The 15,946-nt window shown below is 73.1% G+C and carries 19 protein-coding genes; 8 read left to right on the top strand and 11 right to left on the bottom strand.

Translation table 11 applies throughout. From position 1 onward, the window contains the following. Nucleotides 1-3 precede the first annotated feature (3 nt). On the bottom strand, nucleotides 4-399 hold the full coding sequence (locus tag EST92_RS18575; protein ID WP_129282014.1) for a DUF5997 family protein: 396 nt from the start codon (nucleotides 397-399) through the stop codon (nucleotides 4-6). A gap of 58 nt (nucleotides 400-457) precedes the next feature. Here EST92_RS18575 and EST92_RS18570 point away from each other — a divergent pair, with 58 nt between their 5' ends. Beyond that, nucleotides 458-1,243 (top strand): LysR substrate-binding domain-containing protein, encoded by a 786-nt coding sequence (locus EST92_RS18570; protein ID WP_129282013.1) that lies wholly within the window; start codon nucleotides 458-460, stop codon nucleotides 1,241-1,243. Nucleotides 1,244-1,391: 148 nt separating this feature from the next. Here the strand turns inward: EST92_RS18570 and EST92_RS18565 are convergent, their stop codons facing one another. Next, nucleotides 1,392-1,583, bottom strand: coding sequence for a DUF1059 domain-containing protein (locus EST92_RS18565; RefSeq protein WP_129282012.1), 192 nt, complete (start codon nucleotides 1,581-1,583; stop codon nucleotides 1,392-1,394). Nucleotides 1,584-1,709: 126 nt separating this feature from the next. Between EST92_RS18565 and EST92_RS18560 the strand changes: the two genes are divergently transcribed. Both EST92_RS18560 and EST92_RS18555 read left to right on the top strand, forming a co-directional pair. After that, on the top strand, nucleotides 1,710-2,798 hold the full coding sequence (locus EST92_RS18560) for a class I SAM-dependent methyltransferase (RefSeq protein ID WP_129282011.1): 1,089 nt from the start codon (nucleotides 1,710-1,712) through the stop codon (nucleotides 2,796-2,798). Nucleotides 2,799-2,971: 173 nt separating this feature from the next. After that, nucleotides 2,972-3,721: a helix-turn-helix transcriptional regulator gene (locus EST92_RS18555; RefSeq protein WP_129282010.1), complete on the top strand. Its 750-nt coding sequence runs from the start codon at nucleotides 2,972-2,974 to the stop codon at nucleotides 3,719-3,721. Nucleotides 3,722-3,783: 62 nt separating this feature from the next. Here the strand turns inward: EST92_RS18555 and EST92_RS18550 are convergent, their stop codons facing one another. The 5 genes from EST92_RS18550 to EST92_RS18530 all read right to left on the bottom strand — a co-directional run bounded on the left by EST92_RS18550 (nucleotide 3,784) and on the right by EST92_RS18530 (nucleotide 7,786). Next, a complete protein-coding gene (locus EST92_RS18550) occupies nucleotides 3,784-4,122 on the bottom strand; it encodes a DUF4333 domain-containing protein (RefSeq protein ID WP_254068902.1) in 339 nt (112 codons plus the stop codon). Nucleotides 4,123-4,127: 5 nt separating this feature from the next. Further along, nucleotides 4,128-4,838, bottom strand: coding sequence for a hypothetical protein (locus tag EST92_RS18545; protein WP_129282009.1), 711 nt, complete (start codon nucleotides 4,836-4,838; stop codon nucleotides 4,128-4,130). 260 nt (nucleotides 4,839-5,098) lie between these two features. After that, nucleotides 5,099-5,668 carry a histidine phosphatase family protein gene (locus tag EST92_RS18540; RefSeq protein WP_129282008.1) on the bottom strand — a complete coding sequence of 190 codons (570 nt, stop codon included), beginning with the start codon at nucleotides 5,666-5,668 and terminating at the stop codon, nucleotides 5,099-5,101. A 43-nt stretch (nucleotides 5,669-5,711) separates the two neighbouring features. Then, the gene (locus EST92_RS18535) at nucleotides 5,712-6,164 is read right to left on the bottom strand and encodes a GNAT family N-acetyltransferase (RefSeq protein ID WP_129282007.1); all 453 of its coding nucleotides are present in this window, start codon (nucleotides 6,162-6,164) and stop codon (nucleotides 5,712-5,714) included. A 128-nt stretch (nucleotides 6,165-6,292) separates the two neighbouring features. Continuing rightward, nucleotides 6,293-7,786: a PLP-dependent aminotransferase family protein gene (locus EST92_RS18530; RefSeq protein ID WP_129282006.1), complete on the bottom strand. Its 1,494-nt coding sequence runs from the start codon at nucleotides 7,784-7,786 to the stop codon at nucleotides 6,293-6,295. Here EST92_RS18530 and EST92_RS18525 point away from each other — a divergent pair. Beyond that, nucleotides 7,785-8,792 carry a DMT family transporter gene (locus EST92_RS18525; protein WP_129282005.1) on the top strand — a complete coding sequence of 336 codons (1,008 nt, stop codon included), beginning with the start codon at nucleotides 7,785-7,787 and terminating at the stop codon, nucleotides 8,790-8,792. The two genes, EST92_RS18530 and EST92_RS18525, sit on opposite strands and share 2 nt — an antisense overlap. Nucleotides 8,793-9,059: 267 nt before the next feature. Beyond that, nucleotides 9,060-9,269, top strand: coding sequence for a DUF1918 domain-containing protein (locus EST92_RS18520; protein WP_006607564.1), 210 nt, complete (start codon nucleotides 9,060-9,062; stop codon nucleotides 9,267-9,269). 84 nt (nucleotides 9,270-9,353) lie between these two features. On the opposite strand, the gene EST92_RS18515 is transcribed toward EST92_RS18520, so the two are convergent. Next, the gene (locus EST92_RS18515) at nucleotides 9,354-10,583 is read right to left on the bottom strand and encodes a family 10 glycosylhydrolase (RefSeq protein ID WP_129282004.1); all 1,230 of its coding nucleotides are present in this window, start codon (nucleotides 10,581-10,583) and stop codon (nucleotides 9,354-9,356) included. Between the two features lie 159 nt (nucleotides 10,584-10,742). Between EST92_RS18515 and EST92_RS18510 the strand changes: the two genes are divergently transcribed. Next, nucleotides 10,743-11,612, top strand: coding sequence for a 3-hydroxybutyryl-CoA dehydrogenase (locus EST92_RS18510; protein ID WP_174244054.1), 870 nt, complete (start codon nucleotides 10,743-10,745; stop codon nucleotides 11,610-11,612). A gap of 334 nt (nucleotides 11,613-11,946) precedes the next feature. Continuing rightward, nucleotides 11,947-12,204, top strand: coding sequence for a hypothetical protein (locus tag EST92_RS18505; RefSeq protein WP_129245313.1), 258 nt, complete (start codon nucleotides 11,947-11,949; stop codon nucleotides 12,202-12,204). Nucleotides 12,205-12,235: 31 nt separating this feature from the next. On the opposite strand, the gene EST92_RS18500 is transcribed toward EST92_RS18505, so the two are convergent. From EST92_RS18500 to EST92_RS18490, 3 genes are all read right to left on the bottom strand, one after another. Continuing rightward, nucleotides 12,236-12,766, bottom strand: a complete 531-nt coding sequence (locus EST92_RS18500; protein WP_129282002.1) for an NUDIX domain-containing protein — start codon at nucleotides 12,764-12,766, stop codon at nucleotides 12,236-12,238. A 48-nt stretch (nucleotides 12,767-12,814) separates the two neighbouring features. Then, a complete protein-coding gene (locus EST92_RS18495; RefSeq protein ID WP_129282001.1) occupies nucleotides 12,815-14,152 on the bottom strand; it encodes a transcriptional regulator in 1,338 nt (445 codons plus the stop codon). Nucleotides 14,153-14,276: 124 nt separating this feature from the next. Beyond that, nucleotides 14,277-14,870, bottom strand: a complete 594-nt coding sequence (locus EST92_RS18490) for a TetR/AcrR family transcriptional regulator (protein ID WP_129282000.1) — start codon at nucleotides 14,868-14,870, stop codon at nucleotides 14,277-14,279. An 81-nt stretch (nucleotides 14,871-14,951) separates the two neighbouring features. Between EST92_RS18490 and EST92_RS18485 the strand changes: the two genes are divergently transcribed. Next, complete coding sequence (locus EST92_RS18485) at nucleotides 14,952-15,869, top strand: oxidoreductase (RefSeq protein ID WP_129281999.1); 918 nt, start codon at nucleotides 14,952-14,954, stop codon at nucleotides 15,867-15,869. The last annotated feature ends 77 nt before the right edge of the window (nucleotides 15,870-15,946 follow it).

Genomic DNA, 15,946 nt, shown 5'->3' with positions numbered 1-15,946 from the left:
AGGTCACTCGGCCCGCTTCGCGTCCTTCTCCTGCTGCTTCTCCTTGATGCGTACGGCTTCCTTGCGGACCTCGGCCTGGGTGGCGCGTTCCTTCTGCAGCCACTCGGGGAGCTCCTGCTTCAGCGCGTCGATCTGCTCGGTGGTGAGGGGCTCGGTGACGCCGCCGCGCACCAGGCCCGAGATGGAGACGCCGAGCTTCGCCGCGACCACCGGGCGGGGGTGCGGGCCGTTGCGCCGCAGCTCCACCAGCCACTCCGGCGGATCGGCCTGCAGCGCGTTGAGCTCGCTGCGCGAGACCACACCCTCCTGGAACTCGGTGGGGGTGGCTTCGAGGAACACACCCAACTTCTTTGCCGCGGTCGCGGGCTTCATGGTCTGGGTGGTCTGGTGCGACGTCATGGTGTCAAGGGTAGCCAGCGTGTGCGAGGGCTCCGACCACGACCGGTAACCTGGCGGCGTGACAGGCTCCGATGTGCCCCCCTCGTTCCGGCTCGCGTACGTACCGGGCGTGACGCCGGCCAAGTGGGTGCGTATCTGGCAGGAGCGGCTGCCCGGCGTCCCGCTGACCCTGGTCGCCGTGACCGACACCGAGGCCGCCGGTGTGCTGCGGGACGGCGGCGCCGACGCGGGTTTCGTACGGCTGCCGGTCGACCGCACGACCTTCAGCGCGATCCCCCTCTACACCGAGACGACGGTCGTCGTGATCCCGAAGGACCACCTCGTGGCGGCGGTCGACGAGGTGTCCGCCGAGGACCTGGCCGACGACATCGTGCTGCACCCCCTCGATGACACCCTCGACTGGGAGACCCTGCCGGGCCGCCCCGCGAACGAGCGTCCCGCCACGACCGCGGACGCCATCGAACTCGTGGCGGCCGGGGTGGGCGTGCTCGTCGTCCCGCAGTCGCTCGCCCGGCTGCACCACCGCAGGGACCTCACCTACCGGCCCCTTACCGATGCCCCCCGGTCGCGGGTCGCGCTGTCCTGGCCGGAGGACGCGACCACCGACCTGGTGGAGGACTTCATCGGGATCGTGCGCGGGCGGACGGTCAACAGCACCCGGGGCCGCACCACCGCACCGGCCGAGCCGAAACCGTCGAAGCGGGCTCCCGCCGGCGGTGCGCGGCGCAAGCCCGCGGCCGGCAAGACGACCGGTAAGACGGCTGGCAAGAGCCCGCGCGGCGGTGCCGGCGGGGCCAAGGGCGGCAAGGGCGCCAAGAGCGGCAAGCCCCGCCGCCGGTCGTAGCCCCCCGACGCCGGTCGGTGGTCGGTTGCCCGCCGGTCGGTGGCCCGGCGCCGGTCGGTGGCCCGCAGCCGGTCGTTGGCCCCTGCGGCGCGCGTGCGGGCGCGACGAAAACGCCGCCCCGTGCCAGGACGGCGTATCGCCGTGCGCGTCAGGCGTGCTGCGGAACCTCGTCCTTCAGCTCGGCCTTGATCTGCTCCCGCAGTTCGGGGCTGTCCGCGTGCCCATGGACGGAGACCGCGTGCTCGGCGGCGGCGCGGATCACTTCGTCCTCCTCGCCGGAGATGACGAGGCTGCAGTTCATCTCGCTCGGGTGATCCCGGCAGTCGACCTTCTTCCGCATGGTGCACCTCCTCGTTCTTCCAGTGTCGGCCGGTGCCGTCCCCCCGTCGAATACGGCGAATCCCGTATGGCGCGGCGGGCGGCCGCGCTGCTGCAGTGGGAGAGGACGCAGGAGAGGTGAGCACACATGGCGACCTCTGCCGGCCTCACGTCCGGTGGGGCCATGGACGAAGAGCGGGTGCAGCAGTTCCTGGAGAAGGTGATCTCGGACAGCGCCGCCGCGGTCGCCGGCCTGTGCACCTCGCTCGGCGACCGGCTCGGGCTGTACGCGGCCATGGCCGGTGCCGGGCCGCTCACCTCCACACAGCTCGCCGACCGCACCGGGCTGGCCGAACGCTATGTGCGCGAATGGCTGGCCGCCCAGGTGGCCGGCGAATACGTCGACTACGCGCCCGGCACCGACACCTACCTGCTCCCCGACGAGCACGCCGCCGTCCTGGCGGACCAGGACGCCCCCACGTACGCGGCCGGTTTCTTCACCCTGCTGCAGGCCCTCTACGCCACCGAGGACGCCCTCCTGACGGCCTTTCGCACCGGAGCGGGCGTCGGCTGGGAGGAGCACGGCCCGGCGCTGTTCGCCGGTACCGCGAAGTTCTTCCGCCCCGGCTATGCGGCCGCGCTGGTACCGGAGTGGCTGACCGCGCTGGACGGCGTGGTGGAGAAGCTGGAGCGCGGCGCGCTCGTCGCGGACGTCGGGTGCGGATACGGCTACTCCACGACGCTGATGGCGCAGGCCTTTCCCCGGTCACGGTTCCGCGGCTTCGACTTCCACCGCCCGTCCGTCGAGGCGGCCCGCGAGAACGTGGCCGAACAGGGCCTGGGCGACCGGGTCAGCTTCGAGGTCGCCACCGCCCAGGACTTCCCGGGCGAGGACTTCGACCTGATCACGTTCTTCGACTGTCTGCACGACATCGGCGATCCGGGCGGCGCCCTCCACCACGCCGAGGAGGCGCTGGCCGACGACGGGACCTGCATGCTCGTCGAACCGAACGTCTCGGCGCACGCCGAGGAGAACACCCACCCCATCGGCCGGGCGATCACCGCATCCTCGGTCGCCGTCTGTCTGCCGTCCGCGCTGGCCCAGCACGGACCGCAGGCACTGGGAAACCACGCGGGTGAGGAGGTGATGCGGCAGATCGCCGACGAAGCCGGCCTCCACCACTGGCGACTCGCCGCGGAGACCCCCGTCAACCGCGTCTATGCCGTCGGGCGCTGAGGCGTCTGACGCGCCCGGCCGGTCTTCCCCCGGCCGGCCGGGTGGCCATCGTCGGCCGGGTGTCCAGCGTCGTCGGCGCGGCCGGCTGCAAGCCTCCGCTTGTCCTCCGTGCGTCCCGCCCGCCGGGCGGGCCCTCGTTTGACTGGCCCCTGCCCCCTCGGCACGCTGGACGTATGAGCGCGGCCGCGGAGGCCGGCCTGCGGCGCATTCTCGCCGTCGTGGACCTCTTGGGCGAGGCCGTCGACGAGGAATCCCTCGTTCCGGCCCTGCTCCCGCTGTTGCTCGCCGCCGTCCCCGGCGACAGCATCGTCTGGTCCCCCCGCGCCGGCTCAGCCGACCGCCCGCTCACCCTGCCCGCCGGCCTGCTGACCGACGACCTCCGGGAGGCGTTCGCCCGCGAGTCGGCCGCCGACCCCCTCGTCGCCCACACCACCCTGGGCCCGGGCACCCCGATGCGCCGCTCCACGCTCCAGACCCCCGGGGCATTCCATGCCCTCGCCGCCTACACCGACGTCTACCGGCCGTGCGGCAGCGAGCATCAGCTGGCGATGTCGTTCCCCGCCGGCCGTGCGGAGGGGGTGCCGCGGAGGGTCTGTGTGGCGTTCAGCCGCAGTGGCGGCGACTTCTCCGACGACGACGTGGCGGCCGCCGCCGTCCTGCGCACCCGGCTCAGCCGTGTCCTCGGCCGGCTCGCCCCGCCGATGCCCGTGCCGCCCCCCGTCACCCGTCGCGAGTCCGCCGTCCTTGCCCTGCTCGCCCGGGGCCTGACGAACCAGCAGATCGCCCACCGCCTGGCGATCAGCCCACGCACCGTCGACAAACATCTGGAGCACGCCTACGCAAAGCTCCAGGTGGGCGGCCGGGTCGAGGCGGCGAACGCCTGGCTGACCCACAGCCCGGCGGCGGTGCGGCCCGCGCCGTAGGGCCACGGCGCGGGGACACGGGACGCCGCGGCGCCGTTCAACGGGGCAGCGAGTGGCGCCGGTTAGGTGACCATGTTGTGGCGGACGCGGGTGACTTCGACGGTCAGGTGGCGGTCCCGTCCGAGGGGGAAGTGCGCCGTGCAGCGCACCGCGTCGTACGGCACGGGCCGCAGGTCGCCGAAGCAGTGCACCGCGTCGGGCCCGCTGCGGAACGGCAGGGTGAGCTGGCCGCTGATCGCTCTGGCGATCTCGGTGCGCAGCACGGTGTGGGTGCCGTCGTCGACCTCGCTGGTGGCCTCGCGGTCGCGGAGCCGGGTGGCGGCGAACGCCAGCGCGCCCGCCGTGACCAGGGCCGTGAGGAGGCCGATGAGCAGGCCGCGCCGGAGCGGATGGGGCTCCACGGCCGTCAGCTCCCGGCGCCGCGGGTGCCCCGGCGGCGGGCGAGGGCGCCCCAGCCGGCCGCGGCCATCAGCAGCAGGCCGCCGGCCGTCGTGGCCGTCCGGCCGGTACCGGCCGCGCCGCCGAGGCCGGTGTCGGCGCCGCCCTGGGGGACGGTTCCGTCGGCGCCGCCGGAGACGATCATGGTGCCGGTGAGGGCCTTCCGGCCGTCGCCGGCTTCCTTGCCGCGCCCGCCGGCGTCCCCGTCGCCCTGCTCGGTGCCGTACCCCGCGCCGTGGTCCTCGTCGTCGCCGTCCCGGCCGGATGCCAGGGCGCCGGGTCGGACACCGGAGGTGCCGCCGCAGGTGAGAGTGACCGTGTACGAGCCGGGCGCCGTGCTCTCCGGGAGGATCGCGGTGCCCTCGGTCCGGCCGCTCTGGCCGGGCAGCTGCATCGCGGGGATGTCCGCGTCGCCGAAGGTCGCCGTGGCGGATTCGCCCCCGCAGCTGCCGCCGTCGTGGACGGAGAAGGCGGTGCCCGGTGCCACCGGGTCGGGCTGTACGACCACCGTGCCGGCGGTGTCCTGGGCGGCGGGAGCGGCCTCGTTGACGGCGTCGCTCACCGCCCCGCCGACGGCCTCGGTGGCGGCGTCCGCACCGTCGCCGTCGCCGACGAGCAGGACGAGCACCACCAGGGCACCGGCCGCCAGGGCGTACGGGGATATCTGCCGTATGTGCATAACCCGAGACAAGCGCCCGGTCACCCGCCGCGCACCTCGATCGAATGCCGCACCGGGGGCGAACTCCCCGGGAACCCGTCCCGGCGCTCATTGTTTTCGCAGGTCACACGGGTGCGTACGCCCCGTACGGCGGAGCGCGCGGAATGGTCTTTCCGGGTGGTGCGCCGGGACGGCCGCGGGACGTGCGCCTCACACCGCGTGAGAATGCTCCGCTGCATCGCCACCCGGCCGCCTCGTTCCGCTGGTGCGCAGGCGCCGGGTCAGGTCTCCAGCTGGAGGTCCCAGCCGCCGGACCGGCTGGTGAAGGTGGTCACCGACAGCGGCCGCACATCGATCCGCCAGAACGCGTGCGGGGGCGCCTGGAGCACATAGACCAGGGCGGCGCGGATGACGCCGGGTTCGGCGACCGCGAGCAGTCCGGCGGCGTCGTCGGTCGGCCGGGTGTCCAGCCAGCCGCCGACCCGGGAGATGAACGCCGGCAGTGACTCCCCGCCGTGCGGTGCGGTGCGCGGGTCGGCCAGCCAGGCCTCCACCGCGCGCGGTTCGGCGGCGGTCACCTCGCCCAGCGTGCGGCCGCGCCAGCGCCCCATGTCGCAGTCGCGCAGCGCCGGCTGGGCCAGCGGGCGCAGCCCGAGCGCCTCGCCGGTGTCCCGGCAGCGGGCGGACGGTGAGCAGTAGCGCAGTTCGGCGGCGGCGAGCCGGCACAGGGCGGGAGCGGCCCGCTCGATCTCATACCATCCGGCGGTGTCGAGCGGGCGGTCGTCGTCGAAGCGGGTTTCGAGCAGCGAGGAGTTGCGGGCGGCGGCGAGCAGCTTGAGTCGAACGCTCATTCGCCGATGGTAAGAGGGCCGCCGCTCCGGTGGCACCAGTTGATCACAATTCGACAGGACCCGGGTCGATCAGCCCCAAGGTCATCCACTGCTCCGGCGACACCAGGGGACGGAAGCCGACCTTCTCGTACACCCCGTGGGCGTCCTGGGTGGCGAGCGTCAGCCGGCTGAGGCCGCTGGGCGCCATGTGGTCGGCGACGGCCTCGACCAGGGCCGTGCCCAGCCCCTTGCCGCGATCGTCGCGGCAGATGTAGACGTCGCAGAGCCAGGCGAAGGTGGCGTGGTCGGTGACCACCCGGGCATAGCCGACCTGACGCCCCGAACCGGACACGTACAGGCCGAAGTTGAGCGAGCCCGCCACGGCGCGGTCGTGCAGCTCCCGCGGGCGGCCCACGGCCCAGTAGGCGTCGGTGGACAGCCAGTGATGGACCAGGCCGGCGTCCAGGCGGGCCGGGTCGGTGGAGATCTCGTAGCCGTCGAGGGCAGGGGCGTTCATGCCGGGAGGTTCGCAGAACGGCGGGGCGGCGTCGAACCGGTGGGCGAGCGGGACGCTCTCGGCGCCGCTCCGCGCTCCGTGGACGGCCCGGCTCGGCGGCCCCCGCGTGGCTCGCCCCTCCCCCGCCCTCAGCTCACCTCCACCCCCAACTCCGCACACGCCGTACGGAGCCTGCGCACGCCCTCGGCGATCTCGCCGGTGCCGGACGCCGCCGCGAAGCTCAGCCGCAGATACGCGCCCGGCGGCTCGGCCGCGAAATACGGGCGACCGGCCGCGACCGCGACCCCCGCCCGGAGCGCCGCACCGGTCAGCGCCGCCTCGTCGGTGCCGTCCGGCAGCCGCAGCCAGAGGTGGAAGCCGCCCGGCGGGACGTACACACCACCGGGCGCGGGGTCGTGGCCCGGCGCCGGGCGGTGCCGGGTGAACGCGGGCAGCTGCCGGTGCAGGGCGGCGGTCAGGGCGTCGCGGCGGGCGGTCAACTCACCGGCGATCAGCCGCAGATGACGGGGCCAGGCGGGCGAGCCGACGAGTTCCAGGGCGGCTTCCTGGAGCGGCCGGGGCACGAAGAAGCTGTCGACGACCTGGATGGCGCGCAACCGGTCGAGCACCGGGCCGCGGGCGGCCAGGGCACCCACCCGCAGATTGGGCGAACTGGCCTTGGTGAGCGAGCGGACGTGGACGACGGTGCCGTCCTGGTCGTCCGCCATCAGGGTCGGCGGGAGCGTGGGGGCGTCGGCGTGCGCCAGCAGCCGCGCGAAGTCGTCCTCGATCACGAAGGCGCCGGCCGCGCGGACCACCCGCAGCACCTCGCGGCGCCGCTCGGCGGCGAGCACCGCGCCGCTCGGGTTCTGGAACAGCGGCTGGCAGACGAAGAGCCGGGCCCCGCTGGCGCGGAAGGCCTCGGCGAGCAGATCCGTGCGGACCCCGTCCTCGTCGATCGGTACGGGCACCGGCCGCAGCCCCGAGGCGCGGGCGACGGCCAGCACCCCCGGGTAGGTCGGGGACTCGACGAGCACCGGGGCACCCGGCGCGGCGAGCGCGCGCAGCGCCGCGGTCAGCGCGCTCTGACCGCCCCCGGTGATCAGCACGTCATTGGCGCCGAGCGGGCCGCCGGAGCCGGCGATCTCCCGGGCGAACCAGGCCCGCAGCTCCTGCACCCCGCCGACCGGCGGACGTCCCCAGGCGCCCGGCCGCCGGCCGGCCCGGGCGAGCGCGGCGGCCAGGGCGCGCTCGGGCTGCAGATCGGCGTGCAGGTAGCCGCCGTCGAACTCGATGACACCGGGGGCCGGAGTGGCGAGGGTGGCCAGCACGCCGGTGGCGTCCACGCTGCGCGGCACCTGGTCGCCGGCCGGCTCCGCGCTCAGCGCGATCTCCTGCCAGGAGGTGTCGACGGTACGCGGCGCCTCGCCCCGCGGTTCGGCCCGGAAGGCCCCGGCGCCGGGCCGGGTGACGACCAGGCCCTCCGCCGCCAACTGGGCGAGCGCCCGCGACACGGTCACCGGGCTGACCCGATGCCGTTCGACGAGGGCACGACTGGACGGCAGCTTCTCTCCTGGAGAGTAGCGGTCCAGCTCTTTACGGAGGATAGCGGCCAGCTCGGCACCACTGCTACGCTCTTGCATGAAGCACAACGATAGCGCTATCGCCACCGTCGGGATAGCGGTCAGCGCCCCTGCCGCCTGCGATCCGGACACCGCGACGACCGCCGCCAGGGAGCCGGACACCCCGAAGGCCGCAGTCAAGGGGCCGGGCCTCCCGAAGCCCACCGCCCACGTCGGCCGCGGCCTGCTGCTCGCCGTCCTCGGCGTCGCCGCCTTCTCACTCACCTTCCCTGCGACCGCCTGGGGGCTGGAGGGCATGGGCCCGTGGACGGTGGTGATGCTGCGCAGCGTGCTGGCCACCGTCCCGGCCGGCGCCGCACTCCTCGCACTGCGGGTACGCCCGCCGGAGCGGCGCCACTGGGCGGGCATCGCGGTGGTCGCGGGCGGCGTCGTGCTCGGCTTCCCGCTGCTGACCACCCTGGCCCTGGAGACGTCCACCACCTCGCACGCCGCCGTCGTGGTCGGTCTGCTGCCGCTGGCCACTGCCGCCTGCTCGGCCGTACGGACCGGCGCCCGGCCCTCCCGTACGTTCTGGATCGCCTCGCTGGTCGGCGCCGTCGTCGTCATCGGCTTCGCGGTGCAGCAGAGCGGCGGGATGCCGAACCGCAGCGATCTGCTGCTGTTCGTCGCGCTGCTGGTCTGCGCGGCCGGTTACACCGAGGGCGGCCGGCTGGCCCGCCACATGCCGGGCTGGCAGGTGATCGGCTGGGCCCTGGTGCTGGCGCTGCCCGTGACGGTGGCAGGCGCGGCGCTGGCGCTGTCCGCCGAGCCGCTGGAGCTGACGGCGCGCTCGGTCGCCGGCGTGCTGTGGCTGGCGGTCGGCTCGCAGTTCCTCGGGATGGTCGCCTGGTACCGCGGGATGGCCGTGATCGGCATCGCCCGGGCGAGCCAGCTGCAGCTCGCCCAGCCGCTGCTGACCCTGCTGTGGTCGGTGCTGCTGCTCGGCGAGCGGCTGCCGCCGGCCGCGCCCGCCACGGCGCTGGCCGTCCTGGCGTGCATCGCGGTCACCCAGCGGGCCCGGGGGTGACGGACGGGCCGCCGGGGCGGGCTGCCGGGCGGGGCCGGGGGCCTGGGCCGCGGGACGGACCCCCGGCACGGGCCCCCGGGCCGGAACAACCCGGCACTTGCCGGGTGCGCCGGGCCGCTGCGGACGTAAACTTGCGGCGATGGCAGATAGCGCCGTCCGGGTCACGACAGGCCCGTAAACCGTTGAAACCGTTGGCCGTTCAACCGTTGGCCGGCGCACTGTCGGCCGCACCGGTCACACGGCCGCCCCAGACGGGGAGGAGCCCTGATGCACGCGAACAGGGGCGACCGGCTGGTGGTGCACGGCAGGACCGTCGGGCATCACGACCGGGTCGTCGAGATCATCGAGGTAATCGGCACGAACGGCGATCCGCCCTACCGTGTCCGCGGCGAGGACGGGCATGAGGCGATCATGTCCCCCGGCCCCGACTCCGTCGTCCGGCACGTCAAGGCCACCGACACCGAATCCGGCCGCTGACCCGGTCCCGTACGCGGACCACCGAAACGTCGGCCGCGCGGCCACGGTCCGTGCGGCCGATCCGTGCGGCCACCCGGGAGGCCCCTAAGCTCGTGCCGCGCCGGCGTAGTGGTCCCGTACGACCCGCGCCATGGCGCCGGACGGGTCCTTGGCGACCACCTTCGCCGAGAAGTACACATGGCCACCGACCTGCGGATAGCCGCGGGCGAAGGTGAGATGGCGGGAGATCTCGGCCGGGTCCTTCCAGGCGACGGGCTCCGTCCCGCCCGCTTTGTAGAGCGCCTCGCCGATGTAGAGGTCGACCCCCGTGCCGTCGACGGTCCGCGCCCACCAGGGCACGAGTTCGGCGTAGTCGGCCGCCTTGGTGCCCAGCGGCCAGTAGACCTGCGGCACGATGTAGTCCAGCCAGCCCTCGCGCACCCAGCGGCGGGTGTCGGCGTACAGATCATCGTAGGTCTGCACCCCCGCCTGGGTACGGGAGCCCTGCTGGTCGGTGGCGTGGTTGCGCCAGACCGCGAACGGGCTGACCCCGAACCGCACCCGGCGCCCTCGGCGCTCGCCCTCGTCGCGGAGCTTGCCCGCCATCTCGTACACCAGCCGGTTGATGTTGTCCCGCCGCCAGGCGTCCCGGCTCTCGGAGTCGCTGCCGTACTCCTGGAACGCCGCGTCGTCGTCCAGGTGCCGGCCGGCGACCGGATACGGATAGAAGTAGTCGTCGAAGTGCACCCCGTCGACGGGGTAGCGCCGCACCGCGTCGAGCATCGCGTCCTGGACGAAGGCGCGGACCTCCGGCAGCCCGGGGTTGTAGTAGAGCTTGCCGCCGTACGACAGGACCCACTTCGGGTGCCGGCGGGCGGGGTGGTTCGCGACGAGCCGGCCGGGGTCGGCGTGGTTGGCGATCCGGTAGGGGTTGCACCAGGCGTGCAGTTCCAGATCGCGCCGGTGCGCCTCGCGGACCGCGAAGTCGAGCGGGTCCCAGCCCGGATCGCGGCCCTGCTGCCCGGTCAGATACTGCGCCCACGGCTCGTACGGGGAGGGCCACAGGGCGTCCGCGGTGGACCGCACCTGGAAGAACACCGTGTTGAGCTTGCGCGCGACGGCGGTGTCGAGGAGGCCGCGCAGTTCCCGCTGCTGCTCGGCCGGCGTGAGCCGTGCGCTGGAGGGCCAGTCGAGGTTGGCGACGGTCGCCAGCCACATGCCGCGCATCTCGCGCCGCGCCGCGCCGGCCGCGGGCGCCGCCGCCCCCGCGGTGAGCAGGGAGGAGGCCGCACCCAGTGCGGTCACCGCGAACCCTCGTCGTGTCATCCGTCTCATCAAAAGTCCCCAAGTGTCTGGTTCGTCCCGTCTTGAGGGCTCAGAATGCCCGCCCCGACGCCGGTAGCACAGCACCTCGCGGAGTAACGTCGGGGCCGAAAGCGGGCGTCGCACCTTACGGCGCACCGCCGGTTTCTGAAGATCAGCGAAAGGCACGAGGTGACGGACACATTTGCCGACATTGCACGCGTCGGAGTGGTCGGCTGCGGCCAGATGGGCGCAGGCATCGCCGAGGTGTGCGCCCGCGCCGGGCTGGACGTCATGGTCGCCGAGACCACCGGCGAAGCACTGGAGCTGGGGCGTACCCGCCTGACCAACTCTCTCGGCAAGGCCGCCGAGCGCGGCAAGATCACCACCGCGGAGCGCGACGAGACGCTCGGCCGGCTCAGCTTCACCACCGACCTCGGCGAATTCGCCGACCGTGACCTCGTCATCGAGGCCGTGGTGGAGAACGAGCAGGTCAAGACCGAGATCTTCCAGGTCCTCGACCAGGTGATCACCCGCCCGGACGCCATCCTCGCCTCCAACACCTCCTCGATCCCCCTGGTGAAGCTGGCGGTCGCCACCTCCCGCCCCGACCAGGTCATCGGGATCCACTTCTTCAACCCGGCGCCGGTACAGAAGCTGGTCGAGCTGATCCCCGCGCTGACCACCGGCGAGGAGACCATCAAGCGCGCCGAGGCACTGGTCCAGGACGTCCTGGGCAAGCACGCGATCCGCGCCCAGGACCGCTCGGGCTTCGTCGTCAATGCCCTGCTCATCCCGTATCTGCTCTCCGCGATCCGGATGTTCGAGTCGGGCATCGCCAGCCGCGAGGACATCGACAACGGCATGGAGATGGGCTGCGCCCACCCGATGGGCCCGCTCAAGCTGACCGACCTCATCGGCCTGGACACCGTGGCCTCGGTCGCCGCCTCCATGTACGAGGAGTACAAGGAGCCCCTGTACGCCGCTCCCCCGCTGCTCGCGCGGATGGTCGACGCGGGCCGGCTGGGCCGGAAGTCCGGTTCGGGGTTCTACGCGTACTGAGCCCGAGAGGCGTCCGCCCGCCGCTCGGGGGAAAACCGGCGGGCGGACCCCGGGCCGGCGGGCGCCCGTCCGCCGGCTTCGGCCCCCGTGGCACCCTCGAGTGAACTCCCCCGTGGGCGCGGGCGGGAGCGTGTGAACCGCCCCGGTCGGGGTGCGCGATTCACACCCCGTACGAACGCGCCGCGCCGCCCGTCACCCCGTGTCATTTCGCACGGGGTGTGAAACATGGACCAGCATCTCCCCGCCACACACGCTCCCGCCCGTCGCCGCAGCGCAGTTGACTGGTAGCCGTATGGACTACGAACTCGCGACACGAAGGAATGAGGAGCGGACCGTGACCGCCCACCCCCGAACCGACCCGGTGATCGCCGACTTAGCCGAGTTGAGACGTCTGCACGACGTCGGCATCACCCGGGTCGACGGTCAACTCGCGCTGCTGGCCCAGCGCTCCGAGCAGCAGACGCGTGACGCGGACGAACTGCAGGTCCGCGTCACGCAGTTGGAGAGCGCCCGCTGGCCACTGCCGTCGCTCGCCGCGCTCACGGGGCTCGCGGCGCTGGCGGTGGCGGTGTGGCAGGCCACGGGCCGGTGACCGCCGGCCGCGGGTCACCGGCCGGTACCGGTCAGCCCAGCCGGATGTGATGCAGCATCAGCAACGCGGCGGCCATGTTGGCGGCCGGCACCTCCCCTCGCGCCACCATGTCGGGCACCAGCTTCAACGACACCCACTCCCGCCGCTCGGACTCGAACCCGTCCTGGGGCGGACCGGTGTACTCGGCCCGGTCGGACCAGTAGATGTGGTGCCGCGCGTCGGTGAGGCCGTTGGACGGCTCCACCGTGAGGAGATGGTGGAGGGGCCCCGGGCGCCACCCGGTTTCCTCCTCCATCTCCCGGGCCGCCGCCGCCGCGATGTCCTCGCCGTCCTCGACGACCCCGGCGGCCAGCTCCCAGCCCCAGGAGTCGGTGATGAAACGGTGCCGCCACAGCAGCAACACCTCGTTGGCCTCGTTGACCACGGTGGCCACGGCGACGGGCCGCATCCGGATCAGATAGTGATCCAGATGACGGCCGTCCGGCAGCTCCACATCGGCCAGTTGGACCCGGAACCAGGGGTTCGCATAGACGGGCTTTTCGCTGAGCATGTTCCAACGCACGTAACTGCCACCTTCCGCTGTTTGGCCGGCAAGGTGACACGAGCCCGGTCACAGCGGAACGCGCAGCACCTCGTCGATGAGATCGGCAGCCTCGTCCGTCGCGGAGCTCCCGGTCCTGGCCAGATGCTCGCGCACCGCCCGCAGCCGGTCCCGCAGCCGTTGCGACTCCATGCCCCGAGCCTGCTCCGTCATCTGCGCGGCATCGGCCACGGCCCGGTCCGCATCGCCTTGGCGCAGCTCGATATGGGTGAGCATGGCCAGCCGGTGGACCCGGCCGCGGTCGTGTGCGGGGGTGTCGACGGCGGCGTCCGCCTGCTCCCGGGCGGCCCGCAGGTCCCCGAGGCTCAGCAGCGCCTCCGCCACCTGTACGTTCACCAGGCCGGGCTGGACATAGCCCGTCTCGGCCGGCTCCTGCCCGGGCCGGATGCGCTCCGCGGCCGCCTCCGCACGCCGGATGCACGACAGCGCGCTGACGCCGTCGCCGAGCCGGGCGTAGGACTTGGCCTGCATCGCGTAGAGGTCCGCGGCGAGCGCCGGGGTGATCTGCGGGCCCGCGGCCCGCAGCGCCGCCTCCGCGAAGGCGACCGCCTGGCGGTATTCCCGTACGAAGAGGGACTGGTTGACCAGCAGCGCGATGACATACGCGCCGAGGCCGCGGTCCCCGCTGGCCTTGGCCAGCCGCAGCGCCTGATGGAAGTAGCGCTGGGCCAGCCCGAGCGAGTCCGAGTCGTACGCGCAGATGCCGGCGACCGCGACCAGTCCGCCGGTCGCCCGGTGGAGCTGACGCCCCGTCGCATCGCTGTAGCTGCCCCGCAGCAGCGGCGCCGCCTCGGCGTTGAGGAATCCCACGATGCGTGCTCTGGTAGCGATACCACCCGCCTTCCGGTACATCGTCTCGTAGTGCGTCCGCGCGGCGCGCAGCATCTCGATGTCGGCCGTGCCGACGCGCGTCAGCCCGTCGCGGGACACATCGGAGTCCTCGGGAGGGTTCTCCCACTCCCACACGGGGATGACCGCCGAGGTACCGGTCAGCGCGGGCGCGTCGAGGATGTGCGGCCGCTGCTGCTCGTCGGACCGCCACAGCGCGGTGGCCCGCTCGACGAATCCGGAGAGCGGGGTGGCCGAGCTGCGCCGGGCACCCGGTCCGCTCAGCCCGATGTCGTCCAGCCCGACCGGGCGGTGCAGCCGTTCGCCGAGGATCTCGCAGATGAGGTCCGGCACCTGCCCGCGCGGCCGCTGGCCCTTCAACCATCGGGCCACCGCGGTGTGTTCGTAGCGCAGCGCCAGGCCGCGACACCGGCCGAGCTGGTTGATGCGCGCGGCGAGCCCGGCGTGCGAGATGCCGGACTCGTCGAGAATCGCGTCGAGCAGGGTGTTGGGCTCCATACCGGCCTCCTGGTGAGCCGGGCCCGCCCACGGACCATCAGCTCATGGCCTTGTCGACTTCACCACTCCGTCAGTTGAGCGTAGTGAAGCGCCCCTCACACGGGGTGTGAAGGGTGACGGCGGCTCAACTCGGCGCGCAGCCCCGCAGTATGTACGCGAACACCGCGTCGAAGCCGGAGGTGGCCTCCTCCGCGGAGAGCACGCCGCTCACCGCGAAGCTGGCAAAGCCGTGCAGGGTGGTGAACACCGGCATCGCGATGCTGTCGACGGGCCCCTCCCGTACCTCACCGCTGCGCTGGCCCTCCGCGACCAGCTCCCCCGCCATCGCGCCCAGCCGCTGGCCGGCCGCGATCAGCGCCTCGGACGCCGCCGGACCGTGCTTGATCGTGTACATGAGGTCGAGCAGCTCGGCGTTGGCGCGGGCGAAGTCCACGTAGGCGCGGACGAACCCGCGGAGCCGGTCGGTGAATGCCTCGCCCGCCGCGTCCCGGGACGCGCTCAGGGCCTCGTCCAGCCGCTCGAAACCGGCCAGCGCCAGCGCGTCGAGCAGCGCCTGCTTGTCCTTGAAGTGCCGGCTCGGCGCGGCATGGCTGACGCCGAGGTCACGGGCCAGTTCCCGCAGGGACAGTGCGCCCGGTCCCTTCTCGCGGAGCGTCTGCTCGGCGCGGGTGAGCAGCGCGGCGCGCAGGTCTCCGTGGTGGTAACGACGAGTGTGCATGCCGGCCATCCTATCCCCCATGTATTCACTGGCTACATTGTTGGCATTGACACCATTGTTGGCGTTGCCTACATTGGCGCCATGGCTCACACCCCGAAATGGAACTCCACCGACCTTCCCGACCAGACCGGCCGCACCGCCGTGGTGACCGGCGCCAACAGCGGACTCGGCCTCGCCACCGTCGACGCCCTCGCCCGGGCGGGTGCCCATGTGGTGCTCGCCGTACGGGACCCCGGGCGCGGCGAGGCCGCGGCGGACACCGTGCGGGGCGCCCGGGGCAGCGTCGAGGTCCGCCGCCTCGACCTGGCCGACCTCGCCTCCGTACGCGCCTTCGCCGACGGCTGGCAGGACCCGCTCGATCTGCTGATCAACAACGCCGGGGTCATGAACATCCCCGAGTCCCGGACCAAGGACGGCTTCGAGACGCAGTTCGGCACCAATCACCTCGGCCACTTCGCGCTGACCAACCTGCTGCTGCCGTACGTCACCGACCGCGTGGTGACCGTGGCGTCCGGGGCGCACCGACTGCCCGGCAACCGCATCCACTTCGACAACCTGAACCTCACCGGCGCGTACCGCCCCGTCACCGCCTACAGCCAGTCCAAGCTGGCCAACCTGCTGTTCACCCTGGAACTGCAACGCCGCCTCACCGCCGCGGGATCTCCGGTGCGCGCCCTGGCCGCCCACCCGGGCTGGGCCGCCACCAACCTGCAGGGCGCCGACGCCAGCCCGCTGCGGCGCGCGGTGATGCAACTGGGCAACCGCGTGGTCGCCCAGGACAACAGGGCCGGTGCGCTCCCCACCCTCTACGCCGCCACGCAGGACCTGCCCGGTGCGTCCTACCTCGGCCCCGACGGGCTCGGCGAGATGCGCGGCGCACCGGCGATGGTCGGCAGGACGGCCGCGGCCAGCGACCCGGAGAGCGCCGGCCGACTGTGGCAGGCGTCCGAGCGGCTGACCGGTGTCACCTTCCCGCCGCTGGGCGGCCGGCAGGCCTAGTACTGCAATCACAGTTGTGTGTGGTTGGGTGGGTGTATGACTGAGCTCGGGGTGGGGTTGGTTGAGGAGTGGGACGA

Origin of the sequence: Streptomyces sp. TM32, assembly GCF_004122755.1 — a bacterium.
Taxonomy (GTDB): domain Bacteria; phylum Actinomycetota; class Actinomycetes; order Streptomycetales; family Streptomycetaceae; genus Streptomyces; species Streptomyces sioyaensis.
The sequence above is the reverse complement of the archived record's forward strand: the minus strand, read 5'-3'. Positions and strand labels throughout refer to the sequence as shown.

Excerpts from the sequence above, each read along its gene's own strand:
- EST92_RS18525 (WP_129282005.1), top strand. The coding sequence starts at position 7,785 with ATGAAGCACAACGATAGCGCTATCGCCACCGTCGGGATAGCGGTCAGC.
- EST92_RS18495 (WP_129282001.1), bottom strand. The coding sequence starts at position 14,152 with ATGGAGCCCAACACCCTGCTCGACGCGATTCTCGACGAGTCCGGCATC.
- EST92_RS18540 (WP_129282008.1), bottom strand. The coding sequence starts at position 5,668 with ATGAGCGTTCGACTCAAGCTGCTCGCCGCCGCCCGCAACTCCTCGCTG.
- EST92_RS18490 (WP_129282000.1), bottom strand. The coding sequence starts at position 14,870 with ATGCACACTCGTCGTTACCACCACGGAGACCTGCGCGCCGCGCTGCTC.
- EST92_RS18555 (WP_129282010.1), top strand. The coding sequence starts at position 2,972 with ATGAGCGCGGCCGCGGAGGCCGGCCTGCGGCGCATTCTCGCCGTCGTG.
- EST92_RS18535 (WP_129282007.1), bottom strand. The coding sequence starts at position 6,164 with ATGAACGCCCCTGCCCTCGACGGCTACGAGATCTCCACCGACCCGGCC.
- EST92_RS18515 (WP_129282004.1), bottom strand. The coding sequence starts at position 10,583 with ATGAGACGGATGACACGACGAGGGTTCGCGGTGACCGCACTGGGTGCG.
- EST92_RS18575 (WP_129282014.1), bottom strand. The coding sequence starts at position 399 with ATGACGTCGCACCAGACCACCCAGACCATGAAGCCCGCGACCGCGGCA.
- EST92_RS18565 (WP_129282012.1), bottom strand. The coding sequence starts at position 1,583 with ATGCGGAAGAAGGTCGACTGCCGGGATCACCCGAGCGAGATGAACTGC.
- EST92_RS18520 (WP_006607564.1), top strand. The coding sequence starts at position 9,060 with ATGCACGCGAACAGGGGCGACCGGCTGGTGGTGCACGGCAGGACCGTC.
- EST92_RS18545 (WP_129282009.1), bottom strand. The coding sequence starts at position 4,838 with ATGCACATACGGCAGATATCCCCGTACGCCCTGGCGGCCGGTGCCCTG.
- EST92_RS18530 (WP_129282006.1), bottom strand. The coding sequence starts at position 7,786 with ATGCAAGAGCGTAGCAGTGGTGCCGAGCTGGCCGCTATCCTCCGTAAA.
- EST92_RS18485 (WP_129281999.1), top strand. The coding sequence starts at position 14,952 with ATGGCTCACACCCCGAAATGGAACTCCACCGACCTTCCCGACCAGACC.
- EST92_RS18560 (WP_129282011.1), top strand. The coding sequence starts at position 1,710 with ATGGCGACCTCTGCCGGCCTCACGTCCGGTGGGGCCATGGACGAAGAG.